Origin of the sequence: Streptomyces sp. NPDC059957 (assembly GCF_042730015.1) — a bacterium.
Taxonomy (GTDB): Bacteria; Actinomycetota; Actinomycetes; order Streptomycetales; family Streptomycetaceae; genus Streptomyces.
Map to the genome: position 1 here is coordinate 27,134 of NZ_JBHWMB010000003.1, position 18,113 is coordinate 45,246.

The following is an 18,113-nucleotide window of genomic DNA, read 5'->3' on the forward strand; positions in this document are numbered from 1 at the left end:
CGCTCCACCGCTCAGCGCGGGCTCAGCCGTCCCACCAGCCACTCCAGGGCCGACGGTACCTCGCGGGCCCACGTCTCGTAGTTGTGCCCGCCGCCCGGGAGGAGGATCGAGGACACCCGTGCGGGCGGCCGTACCGCCTCGATGAACTCCAGCGTCGCCGGGTACTGGTGCTCGCCCCTGCGGCTGCTCGCCACCAGCAGGGACACCGGCGGCTGCGGCAGGTTCCGCAGTCGCCACAGCAGGTCGTTCTCCTGGCGGCGGCCCGCGTCCCCGCCGAACAGGTCGCCGGTGTCCGCGTCCCGCGCCGCCGCGTACGGGGCCGACAGCGCCGCCGCCGCCCGGTAGGCGTCCGGCGTGCGCAGGGCCAGCTTCAGCGCGCAGTAGCCGCCCACCGAATTGCCCATCACGCCCCACCCCCGGGCATCCCGGGCGAGGCCGTAGTAAGAGGAGACCGCCGCCCGCAGGTCCCGGGCGAAGAAGGTCTCCGCCCGCGGCCCGCCCGGCACGTCCACGCACTGCGTGTCCCTGGGCGGCGCCACCGTCGGCGTCATCAGGATCAGCACCGCCGGCCGCATCCGCCCCGCCCGGACCGCCTCCAGCGCCAGCTGCGGATAGCGCAGCCGGTCGATCAGCACCCCCGGCGTACTCGGGAACCCGCTCAGCGCCAGCACCACCGGGAACTCCGCCCGCCGCCCGGCCGACGCGTGCACGTACTGCGGCGGCAGGTACACGTACCCCTGCCCCGACAGCCCGCTGCGCGCCCCGCGCACGGTCACCGCCTCGATCCGGCCGATCACCGCCGGGTCGTCGGAGCCCGCGTGCCGCCAGGAGTGGATCCCCCGCACCAGCAGCGCCTCCCGCCCCGGGGCCTGCGCGCCCGTCGGCGCCGGGTCCTCGCGGCGCAGGGACAGCAGGTCGCGCCAGGAGCCGTAGAAGCCGTACGAGGAGTTCACCGCGAGGAGCAGCGCCGACCCGGCCGTCAGGGTGATCGCGAGCTGGAGCCCGGCCCGCCCCAGCACCGGCCGTACCCCGGACCCCGCGAGCCGGGGCCACAGCCACACCGTGCCCCCGAACACCGCGGCCGCCACGAGGACGGCGAGGAGCAGGGCCGGAGCGCCCCCGATGTCCCATTTCATGAGTGCGATCCTGCCAGGACCCGGGTGGGCGGGCCCGGCCGGTCGCGACGTACCGCTCCCGCGGGGGGAACGAAAAAACCCGTGGGGGCTACGAGGAAAACTCGTAACCCCCACGGGATCAACAGGGTGAGTGACGGGACTTGAACCCGCGGCCACCTGGACCACAACCAGGTGCTCTACCAACTGAGCTACACCCACCACGAAGGGCGGCGGACCACCCGTTCGATGTGCAAGCACAGCATAGCTGATCAGCGGGGTGCTCCCGCGACGCCTTTTCCGGGGCCCCGGGAGGCGACCCTGGGAAGGCGACCCTGGTGAGTCGACCCGGGGCGCGGCTCCGGGCGAGGGCGCAGGCAACCCCGCGCCCCGGATCGTCATCACTATCCGTATGGGAACAAACCGACTCACCGGCCTGGACGCCGCCCGCGGCATCGCCGTCCTCGGCATGTTCGCCGTACACGTCGGCCCACCGCCCACGCCCGAGGGCCCCGGCTGGCTGCTCGTCGCCGCCGACGGCCGGGCGCCCGCCGTCTTCACGCTCATCGCCGGGTTCTCCCTCGCGCTCGCCCGCGCCCGAGCCGCCGGCCCGCCACCCCTGCGGGCCACCCTGACCCGCTGCGCGATCCTCGCCGTGCTCGGCCTGTGCCTCGCCGCGCTCTCGCCCGGCATCCTCGTGATCCTGGCCTTCTACGCCGTCTACTTCCTGGCCGCCGAACCCTTCACCCGGCTGCGCACCCGCACCCTGGCGGCCGTCGCCGGCGCCTCGGTGGTGCTGGGACCGGTCCTCTCCTACCTCCTGGGCCCGGCCCTCGGGCTGCGCACCGGCGGGCGCGGGGCCACACCGGTCCCCGCCGACCTGGCGAGCTGGGCGGGGGCCGGGGGGATGCTGCGGGAGCTGCTGCTCTCGGGCGCGTACCCGCTGCTCACCTACTTCCCGTACATCCTGGTCGGCATGGCCCTCGGCCGCCTCGCCGACCTGCGGAGCGGGCGGTCGCTGCGGCTGCTGACCGGCTTCGGTGCGGCCGCCGCCGCCGCCGGCTACGGCGCCTCCTGGCTCGCGCTGGGGCCCGGGGGCCGACGCGGGCCGCTGCTGGAGGCCATCGCACGGGAGCACCCCTGGGCGGTGGCGGAGCCCGACCCGGTCGCGGCGGTGCTGGGCGGACAGTTCGGTGCCGTCCCCAGCACCTCCTGGGACTGGCTGCTGGTGGCCGGCCCCTACAGCCAGACCCCGCTGGAGACCCTCGGCAACTCCGGGGTCGGGGCGGCCCTCATAGGCCTGCTCGCCCTGGCCGCGCACGGCGCGGGCCGGGCGACGACGCGGCTGCTGCGGCCGCTCGCCGCCGTCGGGGCGATGGCCCTGACGGTGTACGTGGCGCACGCGCTCGCGCTGGCGGTGTTCCTGCGGGGCTGGAGCGGGTGGGAGGTGCTGGCCGGGTTCTCGGCCTGCGCGCTGATCGGGTGCGTCGCCTGGCGGCGGCTGCTGCGCGGCACGGAGCTGTACCGGGGGCCCCTGGAGTGGGCTCTGCGGGCGGCGGTCCCGGCGGGGCGGGCGGCGGGCTGACGCCCTGGGGCGGGCGGGGCGGGCGGGGCGGTCCTGCGGGGCCGAGGTCCCCTACCCGCCCTCCCTCCGTCCCCGGGCTCTGCCCGGACCCGGTCCTCAAACGCCGGACGGGCTGGATCCGTCCAGCCTCGCCGGCGGGTCCGGGGCGCAGCCCCGGGGAACGGGCGAAGGGCGGGTGGGGGACTTCGCCCCGCGAAGCGGTCGGCGCGGCCCCTGCCGTGCGGGGGGCGGGGCGCGGGAGGATCGGAGTCATGGACCATGACTCCGATCCCTTCACGACCGCCGACTACGCCGCCCGGATGGCCGCCGCCGCGCAGGCCGCCGCCGACGCGGGGCTGGCCGGCCTGCTGGTCGCCCCCGGGCCCGACCTGGCCCACCTCACCGGGTACCGGCCCGTCGACACCGAGCGGATGACCCTGCTCGTCCTCGCCGCAGGGCAGGACCCCGTCCTCGTCGTCCCCGCGCTGGAAGCCCCCGACGCGGCGAAGTCCCCCGGCGCGGGCGCGCTGACCCTGCGGGACTGGGCCGACGGGAGGAACCCGTACGCCGTCACCTCCCCGCTGCTGGACGTGGCCGGCCGCTTCGGGGTCAGCGACAACGCCTGGGCGCTGCATCTGCTCGGACTGCAGAGGGAGTTGCCGGCGACCTCGTACGTCTCGCTGACCGATGCGCTGCCGATGCTGCGCGCGGTCAAGGACGAGCGCGAGCTGGCCCGGCTCGCGGCGGCCGGCGAGGCGGCGGACGCCGCGTACGCCCAGATCCTCCATGTCCCCTTCGCCGGGCGCAGGGAGAGCGACGTCGCCGCCGACCTGGCCGCGCTGCTGCGCGTGCACGGCCACTCCCAGGTGGACTTCACCGTCGTCGGCTCCGGCCCGAACGGCGCCAACCCGCACCACGAGGCCGGTGACCGGGTCATCCGGCACGGGGACATGGTGGTCCTCGACTTCGGCGGCCTCAAGCACGGCTACGGCTCCGACATCTCCCGTACCGTCCACGTCGGCGAGCCCACGGAGGAGGAGCAGCGCATCCACGACATCGTGCGCGAGGCCCAGTTGGCGGGCGTGGCGGCCGCCCGGCCGGAGGCCGCCTGCCAGGACGTGGACCGGGCGGCCCGCGCGGTGATCAAGGAGTTCGGCTACGGCGAGCAGTTCATCCACCGCACGGGCCACGGCATCGGAGTCACCACGCACGAGCCGCCGTACATGGTGGAAGGCGAGGAGCAGGTCCTCGTCCCCGGCATGTGCTTCTCCGTGGAGCCGGGGATCTACCTGCCGGGGCGGTTCGGGGTCCGCATCGAGGACATCATCACGGTCACCGACAACGGCTGCCGGAGCTTCAACAACGCCTCCCGGGAGCTGGCCCTCGTGGAGTAGCCGCGCGGCGGCGGGACGCAGCCTCCTCGCCGGGACTCAGGCCCCGGCGAGGACCAGGCGGTAGCCGTAGTCGACGCTCTCCCGCTCCAGCAGGTCGGCGTGGCGCCGCTGCCAGGCCCCCGACCGCAGGTCCTCGCGCAGCCGGGCGACCGCCGGTTCCACGACGGAGGCCGGCAGGCTCGCGAAGGTGGAGCTGGCGGCCCGTACGACCGGGTCGAGGTAGGACTCGGGCCGGCGCCAGAAGGCGGCCCGGAACCCGTCGGTGAAATCGTGCGGGACGGGGAAGGGCAGCACGGTGTGCGCGTCCAGCGCCCCGGTCACCACGGACAGCGGGACGAACGTCGAGCGCTCCCGCTCCCCGATCTCCGGCAGGTACTCCTCGAAGAACCACAGCTCCGTGCTGTGCCCCGGATCCCAGGTGAAGACGGCCTGGCGCCGGGACACCCGCCGCAGTTCCGCCAGCCCGCGCGCGGGGTCCGGCCAGTGATGGACGGTCATCACCGCCATCGCGGCGTCGAACTGCCCGTCCTCGAAGGGCAGTTCCTCGGCCCCGGTCTTGACCTTGCGGGCCCCCGGGTGCTGGTCGAGCATGACCTGGGACGGGTCCACGGCGGTCACCTCACGGTCCTTTGGCTCGTAGGAACCGGCGCCCGCCCCGACGTTGACGACCGTCCGGGCGTCCCCGAGGGCGCCCGCGATCAGCGCGGCCAGCCGGGGATCGGGCCGCCGGACCTCCCGGTACCCCACCCCGATGCGGTCGTACTTGGCCGCGTGACCGCCGCCGGCCGCGGATGATTCGACAGGTTCGATCTTCATGGGGCCGATCCCATCAGACGGCTCCGGGCCACCGCGACCGGGTTTAAGGGCCCTAAGGGCCCTAAGGGCCCAGGACCACCGCCGACTCGGCCGGTACGTGGACCCGGCCGTCGGCGTCCGGATGCTCGACGGGGAGCCAGGCGGCCAGTACCCGGACGCCGTTGCGGCCGAGCGCGACGGTGGTCGGTTCCCCGGAGAGGTTCACCACCACGCGGACGTCGCCCCGGCGGAACGTCAGCCAGCGGCGCTCCTCGTCATGGGCGATCCGCAGCGCCGCCAGATCGGGATCGCGCAGGTCGGCGTGGGTCCGGCGGAGCGCGATCAGGGTGCGGTACCAGTCCAGCAGGCGGGCGTGGGCCTCCCGGTCCGGCTCGGCCCAGTCCAGGCAGGAGCGGTTGCGGGTGGCCGGGTCCTGGGGGTCGGGGATCTCCTCCGCCTTCCAGCCGTGCTCCGCGAACTCCCTTCGCCGGCCCACCCGTACGGCCTCGGCGAGCTCCTCGTCGGGATGGTCCGTGAAGTACTGCCACGGTGTTCCGGCGCCCCACTCCTCGCCCATGAACAGCATCGGCACGAACGGCCCGGTCAGTGCCACCGTCGCCGCGCACGCCAGCAGCCCGGGAGACAGGGAGGCCGAGAGCCGGTCGCCCAGCGCGCGGTTGCCGATCTGGTCGTGGGTCTGGGTGTAGCCGAGGAAGCGGTGGGCCGGGGTGCGGCCGCGGTCCACCGCGCGGCCGTGGTGGCGGCCCCGGAAGGAGGACCAGGTCCCGTCGTGGAAGAAGGCCCGGGTCATGGTCTTGGCCAGGGCCCCGAGCGGGGCCTCGGCGAAGTCCGCGTAGTACGCCTGGGACTCACCGGTCAGAGCGCAGTGCAGGGCGTGGTGGAAGTCGTCGTTCCACTGCGCGTGCAGGCCCAGGCCCCCGGCGGCGCGCGGGGTCGTGGTGCGCGGATCGCAGCGGTCCGACTCCGCGATCAGGAACAGCGGGCGGCCCGTCTCGGCGGCCAGCTCGTCCACCGCCGCGGACAGCTCCTCCAGGAAGGTCAGCGCCCGGTCGTCGGCGAGCGCGTGCACCGCGTCCAGCCGCAGCCCGTCGATCCGGTAGTCGCGCAGCCAGGCCAGCGCGCTGCCCAGGAAGTACGCGCGCACCTCGTCGGAGCCGGGTGCGTCGAGATTCACCGCCGCGCCCCAGGGGGTGTGGTGGGTCCCGGTGAAGTACGGGCCGAAGACGGGGAGGTGGTTGCCGGAGGGGCCGAGGTGGTTGTGGACCACGTCGAGCACCACGCCGAGGCCGGCGGCGTGCGCGGCCTCCACGAACCGGACCAGCCCGGCCGGGCCCCCGTACGGCTCGTGCACCGCCCAGGGCGCGACCCCGTCGTACCCCCAGCCGTGCCGCCCGGGGAAGGAGCACACCGGCATCAGCTCGACGTGGGTGACGCCGAGGGCGGTGAGGTGGCCGAGGCGGGCGGCGGCCGCGTCGAAGGTGCCCTCGGGGGTGAAGGTGCCGATGTGCAGCTCGTACAGGACGGCGTCCTGCAGCGACACCCGGGGGGAGGGCGCCGGCTCGTCGGGGGTGAGGGCGGCGAAGTCGACCACGGCCGACAGCCCGTCGGGGCCTTCCGGCAGGCGCCGGCCGCGCGGATCGGGGCGTACGGGGGATTCGTGGCGCGTGTGGTCCGGGTGCTCCGCGTGCTGTCCGGGGTGTACCGGGTCGCGCGGATCGTCCCCGGGAACGTACGCCTCCGGGCCGCCGCCCAGCTGGAACCCGTAATGGGATCCGTCCCGCGCCCCGGCCTCCACGACCCACCAGCCGGGGCGCTGCGGATCGCGCTCCATCGCGTACGCGGCCCCGTCGAGCCGCAGTGCGACCCGGTCTGTCAGCGGTGCCCACACCTCGAACTGCACGGACGGTCCCCTCGTCTGGCGGCGCTACCCAACCTGCGTGTCCGGGCCATCATCCCCGCCCGGTCGCGGGAGTTCTGGACACTCTGCCCCCGACAGGCCGACAATCACCTGGTGACGTCGAGTTTCGAGTTCTCCGCATACCCCGCCCCACGGCTCTCCGATGCCGAGCGCGACCGCGCCCTGGGCCAGCTCAGGGAGGGCGCCGCCGTCGGCAAGCTCTCGCACGACACCTTCCTGCGCCGCATGGAACTCGCCCTCGTCGCCCGCCGCTCCGAGGACCTCGCCGTGCTCACCGCCGACCTGGAGGGCCGGGAGGGCGCGGAGAGCCCGTGGACCCGTCGGCTGTTCGGCTGGGTGGGACGCGTCTCGGCGGTGTCCGTGGGCGTACGGCGGGCCTGGGCCGTGGAGAAGCTGCCCACGCTGCTCCTTCCGCCCCCGGGCGCCGGACCGCTGCGGATCGGCCGCGACCCGGGCAACGGGCTCCGGCTGAGCCACGAGACCGTCTCGCGCGCTCACGCGGAACTGGGCATCCGGGACGGGGTCTGGGTGGTGAAGGACCTCGGCTCGACGAACGGGACCACGGTGAACGGGCGCCGGGTGACGGGCTCGGCGGTGGTGCGGGACGGGGACCAGATCGGCTTCGGACGGATGAGCTTCAGGCTGTCGGGCGGCTGAGGATCCGGGCGGGAGGCCCGGGCGTGCGGGGCGCGGGCGCGACCCGCTGCCGGGAACCGCTCCCCGGACCCGCTCCCGGACCCGCTCCCGGACCCGGTTGCCGGGGGGATGCGGGCCGTGCGGAGGATGTCAATCATGGAACACACGTCTGCCGCCCCCGTCGTACGGCCCGCGCGCCCCGAGGACCTGCCCCGTCTGGTCGAGCTCATGCGCGAGCACATGGTGTACGAGAAGTCGGCGCCCCGCCCGGCCGGGCTCGCCGACCGGCTCGGCGCGCAGCTGTTCGCCGACGGGGCCCGGCTGTGGGTGCTGCTGGCCGAGACCCCGCGGGGCGAGATCGCCGGGTACGCCGCCTGCTCGGCCGAGTTCTCCTTCTGGGAGGCCCGCCACTACCTCCACATGGACTGCCTCTACCTTGCCGAGGAGGCCCGCGGACACGGCCTCGGGGCCGCCCTGATGGACGGGGTGGCCGTGCTCGCCCGCGAGCTGGGCCTCGGCCACGTCGAGTGGCAGACGCCCGACTGGAACGAGGGCGCGATCCGCTTCTACGACCGGCTCGGGGCCACCGGCAAGCCGAAGCTGCGGTACGCCCTGCCGGTGGAGTAGCCCGCGCCCGATCCCGCGCCCGATCCCGCTGCGGCTACCGGCCCGCCGCCACGAGGCGGTCGTAAGCCGCCAGGACGACCCGCGACTGGTGCTCCACCTGCGTGGCCACCGGGACCCAGCGCGCCTGGAAGCGGTCGGCGAACTCCTCGCACCACCCCGTGACGAGCCGGTCCACGGCCGGCGCCGTCGGCTGCGCCTGGGCGCGCAGCACCCGGAGCAGCATCGCCGCGGCGCGCAGCGAGAGCCGCCGCCCGAAGGCGTCGATGCTCCCGATGTACGCCGCCGTCGCCTCGGCGGGAGCCCCGGGACCCGTCCACTCGGCGGTGATCCGGGGGATCAGCGCGAGCGTCCAGTCCACGGCGCGCAGCAGGGCCGCGGCGGCCGGGTCCGTACTGTCGTCCGCCCCCTCCCGCAGGGCCGCCACCCGCGCGGCGTCGGCGGTGAGCCGGCCGGCCAGGATGCGCAGGGCGGCGCGGGGGTCGGGGTGCGGGGCCGGGTCGTCGACCAGGTCCGAGGCCCACATGGGGACTTCGACGATCGCCGTGGTACCCGCGTGGCGGTGGGCGTGGTACCAGGTGCTGAGCCGGGTGTCCTCGGGGTGGAACGGCCCGTCGGCCGTGGTCCCGGGCTGGGGCATCACGAAGATCCCCGCCCCCGGCGAGGGCCAGCCCGAGGCGTCGGAGGCGCTGGTCTCGACCGGGATGCGCAGCTCGGCGGCCGATTTGCCGAAGGGCTCGGCGAGGCCGGGTATGTCCCGGGTCAGCTGCACCCAGGAGCCGCCGAGATCGGTGCCGTGCAGGGAAACCTGGAGGGCGGGGCGGAGCTCGTCGATGAGCCGGGTCAGGGCGAGCGTCTCGGGCGGGAGGCGGTCCGGGGGCAGTAAAGACGGCGCCCACTCGGGCTGTTCGGGGCCGGGCGGCCGGAAGAAGTTCCGGTGGTAGTCGAGCAGGGAGTACGGGCGGGGCGTGCGGTGCAGGGCCGCGCCGTCGGGGTCGGCGCAGAGCAGGAAGTGCCAGGTCGTTCCGGCGGCGGGTACGCGGATCAGGTGCCGGGCGAGCGCGAGGACGGTGGCGCCGCCGACGGGCTCGTTGGCGTGGGCGCCGGCGACGACGAGCACGTTCGGAGCGGACGTCGTGGAGCCCACGGAGCCCGCGGAGCCCACAGAGCCCGTGGAGCCCACGGAGAGCAGCCACAGGGGCTCCCCGGACCGGGACGCGCCGATCTGGCGGAGCCGGGCCAGGGCGGGGTGTTCATCGACCAGGGCGCGGGCGGCCAGGGTCAGTTCGTGGGGGGTGGGGTAGCACATGTCACGGATGAGGGTCACAGGTGATCCCATTCCCGCCCCGAGACTGCCCTAGCCGTCTTTGCCTGGTCCGGGCGCCGCCTTCCGGTCCGCTGGGCAGAGCTGCCCCCCGCCCCGCCCTTTCACCGTTTCCCGGGGCTCCGCCCCAGACCCCGGTCCTCAAACGCCGGACGGGCTGGATCTTCCAGCCTCGCCGGCGTCTGAGGCGCGGGTCCGGGCGGAGCCCCGGGGAACGGTGGAAGGGCGGGTAGGGGACTTCGTCCCGCGCAGCGGCCCCGCACGCCGCCGCTCGCCGGGCAGCAGCTCCGCGCGGGAGGCCCGAGCCGGGGGGCGTGCCCGACCCGGGGCGTGCCCGGGCCGGCGTGCCCGACCCGGGGCGTGCCCGACCCGGGGCGTGCCCGGGCCGGGGGTCATCCCTGGGCCGGGGTCTCCCTGAGGAGGACGGCCACCGGGGAGGTGCCGCCCAGGAGTTCCGCGAGCGGCAGCTCGCCCGTGTACGAGGCTTCGGGCGGCGCCCCGAGGAGCGGCAGGTGCCGCCAGCGCCCCGGCGGGAGGGGCAGGGTCGTGTTCCGCCAGCCGCCGGCCCCCGCCAGGCCGTGCGACAGGCGGGTGGCCACCGCCACCAGCCCGGCGGAGCGGGCGAAGGCCACGCAGTGCTCCGCCGCCGGGCCCCGGGCGAGCAGCGGCGCGTAGCCGGCGAACAGCCCGGGCCGGCTCCGCCGCAGCCGCAGCAGGGCGGCGGTGAGGGAGAGCTTCTCCTCGGCCGTGCCGGACGGCGCGGCCCCCGCGTCCAGCCGGGCCAGGGCCTCCCGGGGGAAGCGGGCGGGCCGCCGGTTGTCCGGGTCGACCAGGGCCCGGTACTCCGTCTCCGCGCCCTGGTAGACCTCCGGGACCCCGGGCATGGCCAGGTGCAGCAGCGCTGCGCCGAGCAGGTTGGCGCGGGCCGCGGCGGCCAGGGGCCCGGACGGCTCGAGCGCGTCACGCGGGACGTGCTCCGGGACCGTGGCCTCGTACGCGGGGTTCCTCTCGGTCCACGTGGTGTGCAGGGCGGCTTCGCGCACGGCCTTCAGCAGGGCCTGCCAGAGGCGGTCGCGGCGCACCATGGCGTTGCCGCCGCCCCCGAGTCCAAATGCCGTCTGCCAGGCCACCCAGGCGAGTTGGGGATCCGCTCCGGCCGGTTCCGGTACGGACTCCGGGTCCTGCGAGAGCACCGAGATCCGTGCCCGGACGTCGGCGCTGCGCTTCGTGTCGTGCGTGGTCAGCACGGTCCCGGCGCGGGGCCACAGCCTCGCCTGCTCGGCGCAGTACGCGTGGAACTCCGCCACCGTGACCGCCGGAGTCCCCGGGTCCCCGCCCACCTCCGTGGCCGACAGCAGCGGGGCGTACCGGTAGAACGCCCTGTCCTCCAGGGACTTGGCGCGCAGGGCCGCCGAGGTCTGGGAGAAGCGGGCGGCGAAGGCCGGGTCCCGCAGCAGCAGTGCGCGTACGCCGGCCACCGGCGCCGCGCCGGCCTGCGCGGCGGCCCGTTCCAGGGCCTCGGGTGCGAGCCGGGGGTCGCCGGGGTAGGGCCGGTAGACGGGGTAGGCGATGAGCAACTCGCGTACAGCGGGGGCGAGTTCTGGGCCCGCCAGTCGTTCCAGAGCGGCCAGCTCGGCGGCCAGGTCGCCGGTCAGGACCTCCCGGGCGCCCGCCGCTGCCGTCCGCTCCCAGTGGGGCTGCCCGGTCGCCTCGCGGAAGCGGGCGTCGAGCCGCGCGGCCCCGGCCGGGTCGGTCAGCACCCCGTCGACCCGGTACAGCGCGTCGTACCCGGTGGTCCCGGCCACCGGCCAGTCGGGAGCCAGCCGCTCCTCGCGCGCGAGGATCTTCTCGACCACCACCCAGCAGTCCCCGCCGACGGCGTCCCGCAGCCGCCGCAGGTAACCCGCGGGGTCGGCCAGGCCGTCCACGTGGTCGATGCGCAGCCCTTCGGCGACCCCGTCGCGGACCAGCTCCAGCACCTTGGTGTGGGTGGCTTCGAATACTTCCGGGTCCTCGACGCGGACCCCGATCAGCTCCGAAATGGTGAAGAATCGACGGTAGTTGAGCCCGGTGCGGGCCTCCCGCCAGTGCGCCGGCCGGTACCACTGGGCGGCGAGCAGCGCCGCCGGCTCCAGCCCGGCCGTGCCCTCCCGGACCGGGAACTCCAGCTCCCCGATCCGCAGCACGGCCCGGTCGTCCTGCCCGGGTGCGGTCCCCGGCTCGACCGAGACCTCGACGGCCTGCGGATCCAGCGGCTCCGCGAGCACGGGCAGCAGCAGCTGCCCTCCGCCCGCCTCCCAGTCGATGTCGAACCAGCGCGCGTACGGCGAGCCGGGACCCTCCCTGGCCACCTCCCACAGGGGCCGGTTGAGGCCGAGCGGCGCCGGCAGCGCCATGTGGTTCGGCACGATGTCGAGCACCAGTGCGAGCCCGTGCGCCCGGGCCTCGGCGGCCAGGGCCCGCAGCCCGCCCTCCCCGCCCAGCTCCACCCGGACCCGGGTGTGATCGGTGACGTCGTACCCGTGGGACGAACCGGGCACCGCCTCCAGGACGGGAGAGAGGTGCAGGTGGGAGACCCCGAGCGAGGCGAGGTACGGTACGACGGCCCGCGCGTCGCCGAAGGTGAACTCGGGCCGCAGCTGGAGGCGGTAGGTCGACGCCGGGGTGAAGGCCGGTGGTCCATCGGTTTCCGGACGGTTGAACTCGGGACTCGTGCGACCGGTGCGCGGGGGCAGGCTCATGAGAACGTACGTACCCAGGATGCGGGATTCCGTGCCATTACCCAATGCATCCGGGTGACTGCGCCGGGTTAACGTTGCTCAAGTGTTTGGAACCGTCAACACCTATCGAAAAGTAATTGCCCTGACCGGGCCCCTACTCCCGCTCATTTCCTTCCTCGCCCGACTGCCCGTCGCGATGTCGCAGTTCGGCAGCGTCCTCCTGGTCGCCGAGACCAGTGGCTCCCTCGCCACCGCCGGCATAGTCGGCGGCACCCTCTCCGCCGGACAGGTGGTCTTCGGACCCGTCCTGGGCCGGCTCGCCGACCGGCACGGGCAGCGTTCCGTCGTCCTCGCGGCCGCCGCCGTCAACGCGGTGGCGACCGCCGCCCTGGTGGCCGGGGCGCTCGCCGACCTCGCCACGGTCCCGCTCGCCGCGATCGGCTTCGTCACCGGGGCCTCCGTCCCGCTGATCGGACCGCTCGCCCGTACCCGCTCCGTGGCCCTGGCGCACCGCGCCAAGTCCGACGAGGGCGTCGTGGGCGCCATCCACTCCCTCGAAGGCACCCTGGACGAGGTCTCGTTCGTCTTCGGACCCGCCCTCGTGGGCCTGGCCACCCTGGCGCTGCACCCGGCCATCGCACTGGGCGGCGCGGCCGCCCTCGTCGCCGTCTTCGGCACCCTCTACGCGCTGCACCCGACCGCCGCCGTCACGGCCGGAGTGCCCGCCGGAGTCCGCCGGGACAAGGGGCGCTCCCGGGTCCGCCCGCCGCGCGTGGTCCTCGCGGTACGGGGCTCCCTCGCCCTCCAGGGCGCCATGTTCGGCGCCTGCCAGGCCGGAATCGCCGCCCTCACCCTCCAGTTGGGCGTCCCCGGCCAGGCCGGCATCGTGTACGCGGCCATGGGCGTCGTCAGCGCCGCCGTCGGGCTCTCGCTCGGCGCGCTGCCCGCCCGCTTCGGGCTGCGGCTGCGCTGGCGGGTGGCCACGGCCGCCGCGCTCGTGCTCTCCGTACCGCTGCTCTTCACGCAGACCCTGTGGCCGCTGTACGTGGTCGTCACCGTGCTCGGAGCCGCCTACGCCCCGCACCTGATCACCGCCTTCGCGCTCACCGAGCGTGCGGTGGAGCCCAGCCGGCTCGCCGAGTCGATGGCTTTCGCCGCCAGCTCGCTCGTCGCCGGCCAGGCCGCCTCGCTCGCCGTCTCCGGGCGGCTCGCCGAGTGGTACGGGCCCTGGGCCGCCTTCGCGGTGGCCGTGGGGGCCGCCGCCCTGTGTCTGGTCCTGGCCCTTGTCACCAAGGTGCCCGCGGCCCGTGCGCACGCTCCGGTGGCTTCCGGCGGGGGCGCCCGTACGGACGCCGTCCTGGAAGGCGCCGCCTACGCCGGGCGCTGAAGCGGCCGGCTATGCCGGGCGCTGAAGCACCACCAGACACCTTCCTGTCAGTGTCACCCGGTCCCCGGCCGCGTACTGCGGCCCGGTACCGGGTGCCAGCACCTCCGGCCGCGCCGTGTCCACGACCAGGCGCCACTGAGCTCCGTGCCCGGCCGGCACCGTGAAGTCCTGTGCCTCGGCGCCCGCGTTGAACATCAGCAGGAACGAGTCGTCGGTGATCCGCTCCCCGCGGGTGCCGGGCTCCGAGATGGCCTCCCCGTTCAGGAACACCGTGAGCGCCCGCGCGTGCTGGGCCTGCCAGTCGCGGGCCCGCATCTCCTCGCCGTGCGGGGTGAACCAGGCGATGTCCGAGAGCTCGTCGTGCGTCCCCTCCACCGGCCGGCCGTGGAAGAACCGGCGCCGCCGGAACACCGGGTGCTCCCGCCGCAGCCACACCATCCGCCGGGTGAACTCCAGCAGTGCGGGCGCCGGTTTGCCCGGCTCCGGCCAGTTCACCCACGACAGCTCGTTGTCCTGGCAGTAGGCGTTGTTGTTGCCGCCCTGGGTGCGGGCGAACTCGTCTCCGTGACTGATCATCGGCACGCCCTGCGACAGCATCAGCGTGGCGATGAAGTTGCGCATCTGGCGCTCGCGCAGCTCCACGGTCGCCGGGTCCTCCGTCGGCCCCTCCGTCCCGCAGTTCCAGGAGCGGTTGTGGGTCTCGCCGTCCCGATTGCCCTCGCGGTTGGCCTCGTTGTGCTTGTCGTTGTACGAGACCAGGTCGTTCAGGGTGAAACCGTCGTGGCAGGTGGTGAAGTTGATCGAGGCCAGCGGCCGCCGGCCGTCGTCCTGGTAGAGGTCGGAGGAGCCCGTCAGCCGGCCCGCGAACTCCGCGAGCGTGCGCGGCTGCCCGCGCCACAAATCCCGTACGGTATCCCGGTACTTGCCGTTCCACTCGGTCCACAGCGGCGGGAAGTTGCCCACCTGGTAGCCGCCCTCGCCCAGGTCCCACGGCTCCGCGATCAGCTTGACCTGGCTGACCACCGGATCCTGCTGGACCAGGTCGAAGAACGAGGACAGCCGGTCCACCTCGTGGAACTGGCGGGCGAGCGTGGCCGCCAGGTCGAAGCGGAAGCCGTCCACGTGCATCTCGGTGACCCAGTAGCGCAGCGAGTCCATGATCAGCTGGAGCACGTGCGGGGAGCGCATCAGCAGCGAGTTCCCGGTGCCCGTGGTGTCCATGTAGTGCCGGGGGTCGTCCGCGAGCCGGTAGTACGAGGCGTTGTCGAGGCCTCGGAAGGACAGCGTCGGGCCCAGGTGGTTGCCCTCGGCGGTGTGGTTGTAGACCACGTCGAGGATCACCTCGATGCCGGCCTCGTGCAGGGCCCGGACGGCCGACTTGAACTCCAGCACCTGCTGGCCGCGGTCGCCCGAGGCGTAGCCGTTGTGCGGGGCGAAGAAGCCGATGGTGTTGTAGCCCCAGTAGTTGCTGAGCCCGTCGTCGACCAGGCGGTGGTCGTTGACGAACTGGTGGACCGGCATCAGCTCCAGCGCCGTCACCCCCAGCTTGGTCAGGTGCCCGATGACGGCCGGGTGCGCGAGGGCCCCGTACGTGCCGCGCAGCTCCTCGGGGAGGTCCGGGTGACGCATGGTCAGGCCCTTCACGTGGGCCTCGTAGAGCACGGTGTGGTGGTACTCGTGGCGCGGGGGCCGGTCGTTGGCCCAGTCGAAGTACGGGTTGACCACGACCGAACTCATGCTCTTGGGCGCGGAGTCCAGATCGTTGCGGGAGTCGGGCCGGCCGAAGTGGTAGCCGTACACCTCCTCGCCCCAGTCCACGCTCCCCGCGACGGCCCGCGCGTACGGGTCCAGGAGCAGCTTCGCCGCGTTGCAGCGCCGGCCGCGCTCGGGCTCGTACGGGCCGTGCACCCGGAATCCGTACCGCTGGCCGGGCATGATGCCCGGCAGGTAGGCGTGCCGGACGAACGCGTCGGTCTCGCGCAGTTCGATCGCGGTCTCCGAACCGTCGTCGTGCAACAGGCACAGTTCGATGCGTCGGGCGGCCTCCGAATAGACCGCGAAATTGGTGCCGGCGCCGTCATACGTGGCGCCGAGCGGATACGCCTGTCCCGGCCAGACCTGCATAGAAAACGACTCTTCCCCTCTGTCCCTCTGTGTAGGGCTGATCCGGCGTGGACCACGTCACTGGCAGATCTTCCCCGAAAGAGGGCTTCCACGCGGGGACTTGGGAGGGTCCTACCGGGTGACCCGGAGAGCTGATAAGAGGGTCAGCGGACCACGGGTAGAGCGGACCATGGGGAGATCGGATCGTCGGCAGAGCGGATAATGAGCCAACGGGCGGCCCGAGCACGGACCGTGAGCCCGCGTCGGGCCCCGGGGCCCGCGCATCGGGCTGCAGGGTGCCGCACGCGCGGAGTACCCTTCCGTGATCACTGGAGACGGGCGTCCAGACGCAGGAGGCGGTGCACGGGTGAGCTCGGGAGGTCTGGAGCTGCCCCCTGGTGACAGCGGTCACGAGGGCGGCCCGGCGGACGCCGCGGGCGGTGCGGCCGGCGGGATCCCCGCCGGGGCCGTGTCGCTGGCCCCGCCGGAGGCCGGTGGGACCGGGAAGGCGCAGGCGGGAGCCGGTGCCGAGCTGGACTGGGGCGCGGACGCCTGGAGCGAGGTCCGGACCCGGGCCCAGCGCGCCGGCCGTGCGTACATCTGGCTGAACCTGATCGAGCAGCGGCTGCGGTCCGTGGTCGGGGCGGTGCTCCGGCCGGTCTACGAGCCCGTGCACGGCGGGGACGACTGGGTGGTGGCGGCCGCGGGCCCCGCCGGCCAGGAATGGGTGCAGCGCGCGGTCGCCGTACGCGAGGTCAGCCGCCGCAAGGGCTACCTGCTGGACTCCGCCGACGACAACGTGCTGAGCTTCCTCACCCTGCCGCAGCTGCGCGAACTGATGGTCCAGCACTGGCCCTGCTTCGAGCCGTACTTCGACGACCGGCGCGAGATCGAGCAGGCGCTGGACGAGCTGGAGGTCACCCGCAACGTCGTCTCGCGCAACCGGGCCCTGTCCCGGGCGGTCCTGGAACAGGCCGAGCGGGCGTCGGCTCGGCTGCTGGAGGTACTGGGCGGCGGCGCGGGCTCGCCGGCCGCGGACCGGCTGCCCATCGACGCCGTCGAGGACCTGGTCGGCGACCGGTACGCCGACGTCATCTCCGTCCACCCGGACCGGGTGCGACTGCAGCGCCAGCTCCCGGCGGAGGACCTCTTCGGCGGCGCGCGGCGGCTCGACGCCATCGGCATCGGGCTCAACCTGCTGGTCCAGAACTTCTCGGGCCGAAGACTCGTACGCCTCGCCGAGGCCGGCTGCCGGGTGCGGCTGCTGTTCCTGAACCCGGCGAGCAGCGCGGTCAAGCGGCGCGAGCGGGAGCTGGGCCTGCGCAAGGGCGAGCTGAGCCGCTCGGTGGAGATGAACATCCTGCACGTGCGACGGGTCCGGGCCGGCCTGCGCGACGCCTCGGGCTTCGAGATCCACGTCTTCGACGAGACCCCGCGCTTCACCGCGTACCTGGTGGAGGGCGAGTCCTCGGGCATCGCGGTGGTCCAGTCGTACCTGCGCCGGGCCCGGGGCATGGAGGCGCCGGTCCTGGTCCTGCGCGGCGGCGGGCGGGCCGCACGGGATGCCGAGCACGGGCTGTTCCCGACGTACCGGGATGAATTCGAGTCGATCTGGCAGGACTCCCGCCCGGTGTCGTGAGCGGGGTGCCGCGAGCCCGGGCGGCCGCCCCCGGCTCCGGGGCTGTCAGTGGCCCGTGGCACGCTGAAAGCCGTTGACGTAGAGGGACCGGTACGGGGGGCACGTGATGGGGGACTGGGCGGGGGATCGGGCGGGGGACTGGATGGGGGACTGGCACGGCGGGCCGATGGTGGCCTTCGATCTGGAGACCACGGGGACCGACATCGAGTCCGACCGGATCGTGACGGCGGCCGTCGTGACGCTCGGCCCGGACGGGCAGGTGGCGCGGGAGCGGACCTGGCTGGTCGACCCGGGCGTGCCCATCCCGGAGCAGGCCTCGGCCATCCACGGCATCTCCACGGACCACGCCCGCTCGCGGGGGATGGCGGCGCCCGAGGCGATCGAGGAGATCGCCCGGACGCTCGTGGAGGCGCTGAGCTCGGGGACCCCGCTGGTGGTGATGAACGCGCGGTACGACCTGACCCTGCTGGACCGCGAGTGCCGCCGCCACGGGATCCGTCCGCTCGGCGAGCGCTGGCCGGTGAATGCCGCGCCGCCCGTCATCGACCCGCTGGTGCTGGACAAGCACGCGGACCGGTACCGCAAGGGCAGGCGGACCCTCCAGGCCCTCTGCGAGCACTACGGCGTGACCCTGGAGGCGGCGCACGACGCGGGCGCGGACGCGCTGGCGGCGGCCCGCGCCGCACGGCGGATGGGGGCCGTGCACGCGGCGATAGGGACGGTCGCCCTGCCGGACCTGCACGAACTCCAGATCCGTGCGGCGGCCGAGCAGGCGGCCTCGCTGCAGAGCTACCTGCGGCGGACCTCGGACCCCGAGGCGATAGTCGAGCGGGCCTGGCCCGTCGTGCCGTACCGGGTCTGACGGCGGGTTCGGGT

At 74.4% G+C, this 18,113-nt stretch carries 13 protein-coding genes and 1 tRNA gene; 7 read left to right on the forward strand and 7 right to left on the reverse strand.

The features are described from left to right. Positions 1-11 precede the first annotated feature (11 nt). Both ACFWBW_RS02880 and ACFWBW_RS02885 read right to left on the reverse strand, forming a co-directional pair. Positions 12-1,136 carry an alpha/beta hydrolase gene (locus ACFWBW_RS02880; protein WP_385367717.1) on the reverse strand — a complete coding sequence of 375 codons (1,125 nt, stop codon included), beginning with the start codon at positions 1,134-1,136 and terminating at the stop codon, positions 12-14. 125 nt (positions 1,137-1,261) lie between these two features. Then, a tRNA-His gene (locus ACFWBW_RS02885) sits at positions 1,262-1,334 on the reverse strand. Between the two features lie 190 nt (positions 1,335-1,524). On the opposite strand from ACFWBW_RS02885, the gene ACFWBW_RS02890 reads away from it, so the two are divergent. Together ACFWBW_RS02890 and ACFWBW_RS02895 are read left to right on the forward strand one after the other, a co-directional pair. After that, positions 1,525-2,697 carry a heparan-alpha-glucosaminide N-acetyltransferase domain-containing protein gene (locus ACFWBW_RS02890; protein WP_385367719.1) on the forward strand — a complete coding sequence of 391 codons (1,173 nt, stop codon included), beginning with the start codon at positions 1,525-1,527 and terminating at the stop codon, positions 2,695-2,697. 251 nt (positions 2,698-2,948) lie between these two features. Then, the gene (locus ACFWBW_RS02895; protein WP_385367721.1) at positions 2,949-4,070 is read left to right on the forward strand and encodes a M24 family metallopeptidase; all 1,122 of its coding nucleotides are present in this window, start codon (positions 2,949-2,951) and stop codon (positions 4,068-4,070) included. Positions 4,071-4,106: 36 nt separating this feature from the next. Here the strand turns inward: ACFWBW_RS02895 and ACFWBW_RS02900 are convergent, their stop codons facing one another. Next, positions 4,107-4,886 (reverse strand): class I SAM-dependent methyltransferase, encoded by a 780-nt coding sequence (locus ACFWBW_RS02900; RefSeq protein WP_385367723.1) that lies wholly within the window; start codon positions 4,884-4,886, stop codon positions 4,107-4,109. A gap of 61 nt (positions 4,887-4,947) precedes the next feature. Beyond that, positions 4,948-6,786, reverse strand: a complete 1,839-nt coding sequence (gene treZ, locus ACFWBW_RS02905) for a malto-oligosyltrehalose trehalohydrolase (protein WP_385367725.1) — start codon at positions 6,784-6,786, stop codon at positions 4,948-4,950. A 111-nt stretch (positions 6,787-6,897) separates the two neighbouring features. On the opposite strand from treZ, the gene ACFWBW_RS02910 reads away from it, so the two are divergent. Next, positions 6,898-7,461, forward strand: a complete 564-nt coding sequence (locus ACFWBW_RS02910) for a DUF1707 and FHA domain-containing protein (protein WP_385367727.1) — start codon at positions 6,898-6,900, stop codon at positions 7,459-7,461. A 135-nt stretch (positions 7,462-7,596) separates the two neighbouring features. Further along, positions 7,597-8,067, forward strand: a complete 471-nt coding sequence (locus ACFWBW_RS02915) for a GNAT family N-acetyltransferase (protein ID WP_385367729.1) — start codon at positions 7,597-7,599, stop codon at positions 8,065-8,067. A gap of 34 nt (positions 8,068-8,101) precedes the next feature. Here ACFWBW_RS02915 and ACFWBW_RS02920 read toward each other — a convergent pair whose 3' ends face one another. Both ACFWBW_RS02920 and treY read right to left on the reverse strand, forming a co-directional pair. Next, positions 8,102-9,391 (reverse strand): M14 family zinc carboxypeptidase, encoded by a 1,290-nt coding sequence (locus ACFWBW_RS02920; protein ID WP_385367731.1) that lies wholly within the window; start codon positions 9,389-9,391, stop codon positions 8,102-8,104. A gap of 389 nt (positions 9,392-9,780) precedes the next feature. Then, the gene (gene treY, locus ACFWBW_RS02925) at positions 9,781-12,129 is read right to left on the reverse strand and encodes a malto-oligosyltrehalose synthase (protein ID WP_385367733.1); all 2,349 of its coding nucleotides are present in this window, start codon (positions 12,127-12,129) and stop codon (positions 9,781-9,783) included. 82 nt (positions 12,130-12,211) lie between these two features. Between treY and ACFWBW_RS02930 the strand changes: the two genes are divergently transcribed. Next, the gene (locus ACFWBW_RS02930) at positions 12,212-13,495 is read left to right on the forward strand and encodes an MFS transporter (RefSeq protein ID WP_385367735.1); all 1,284 of its coding nucleotides are present in this window, start codon (positions 12,212-12,214) and stop codon (positions 13,493-13,495) included. 9 nt (positions 13,496-13,504) lie between these two features. Here the strand turns inward: ACFWBW_RS02930 and glgX are convergent, their stop codons facing one another. Continuing rightward, positions 13,505-15,619 (reverse strand): glycogen debranching protein GlgX, encoded by a 2,115-nt coding sequence (gene glgX / locus ACFWBW_RS02935; protein ID WP_385367737.1) that lies wholly within the window; start codon positions 15,617-15,619, stop codon positions 13,505-13,507. A gap of 346 nt (positions 15,620-15,965) precedes the next feature. On the opposite strand from glgX, the gene ACFWBW_RS02940 reads away from it, so the two are divergent. Together ACFWBW_RS02940 and ACFWBW_RS02945 are read left to right on the forward strand one after the other, a co-directional pair. Further along, entirely contained in the window at positions 15,966-17,237 is a 1,272-nt protein-coding gene (locus ACFWBW_RS02940) for an SAV2148 family HEPN domain-containing protein (RefSeq protein WP_385367739.1), read from the forward strand. A 142-nt stretch (positions 17,238-17,379) separates the two neighbouring features. Then, positions 17,380-18,099 carry an exonuclease domain-containing protein gene (locus tag ACFWBW_RS02945; RefSeq protein ID WP_385367741.1) on the forward strand — a complete coding sequence of 240 codons (720 nt, stop codon included), beginning with the start codon at positions 17,380-17,382 and terminating at the stop codon, positions 18,097-18,099. Positions 18,100-18,113 lie beyond the last annotated feature (14 nt).

What these genes read in the sequence shown, in the direction of transcription:
- ACFWBW_RS02900 (WP_385367723.1), bottom strand. Translation starts at nt 4,886, where the DNA reads ATGAAGATCGAACCTGTCGAATCATCCGCGGCCGGCGGCGGTCACGCG.
- ACFWBW_RS02915 (WP_385367729.1), top strand. Translation starts at nt 7,597, where the DNA reads ATGGAACACACGTCTGCCGCCCCCGTCGTACGGCCCGCGCGCCCCGAG.
- ACFWBW_RS02945 (WP_385367741.1), top strand. Translation starts at nt 17,380, where the DNA reads ATGGGGGACTGGCACGGCGGGCCGATGGTGGCCTTCGATCTGGAGACC.
- treY (WP_385367733.1), bottom strand. Translation starts at nt 12,129, where the DNA reads ATGAGCCTGCCCCCGCGCACCGGTCGCACGAGTCCCGAGTTCAACCGT.
- ACFWBW_RS02890 (WP_385367719.1), top strand. Translation starts at nt 1,525, where the DNA reads ATGGGAACAAACCGACTCACCGGCCTGGACGCCGCCCGCGGCATCGCC.
- glgX (WP_385367737.1), bottom strand. Translation starts at nt 15,619, where the DNA reads ATGCAGGTCTGGCCGGGACAGGCGTATCCGCTCGGCGCCACGTATGAC.
- ACFWBW_RS02880 (WP_385367717.1), bottom strand. Translation starts at nt 1,136, where the DNA reads ATGAAATGGGACATCGGGGGCGCTCCGGCCCTGCTCCTCGCCGTCCTC.
- ACFWBW_RS02895 (WP_385367721.1), top strand. Translation starts at nt 2,949, where the DNA reads ATGGACCATGACTCCGATCCCTTCACGACCGCCGACTACGCCGCCCGG.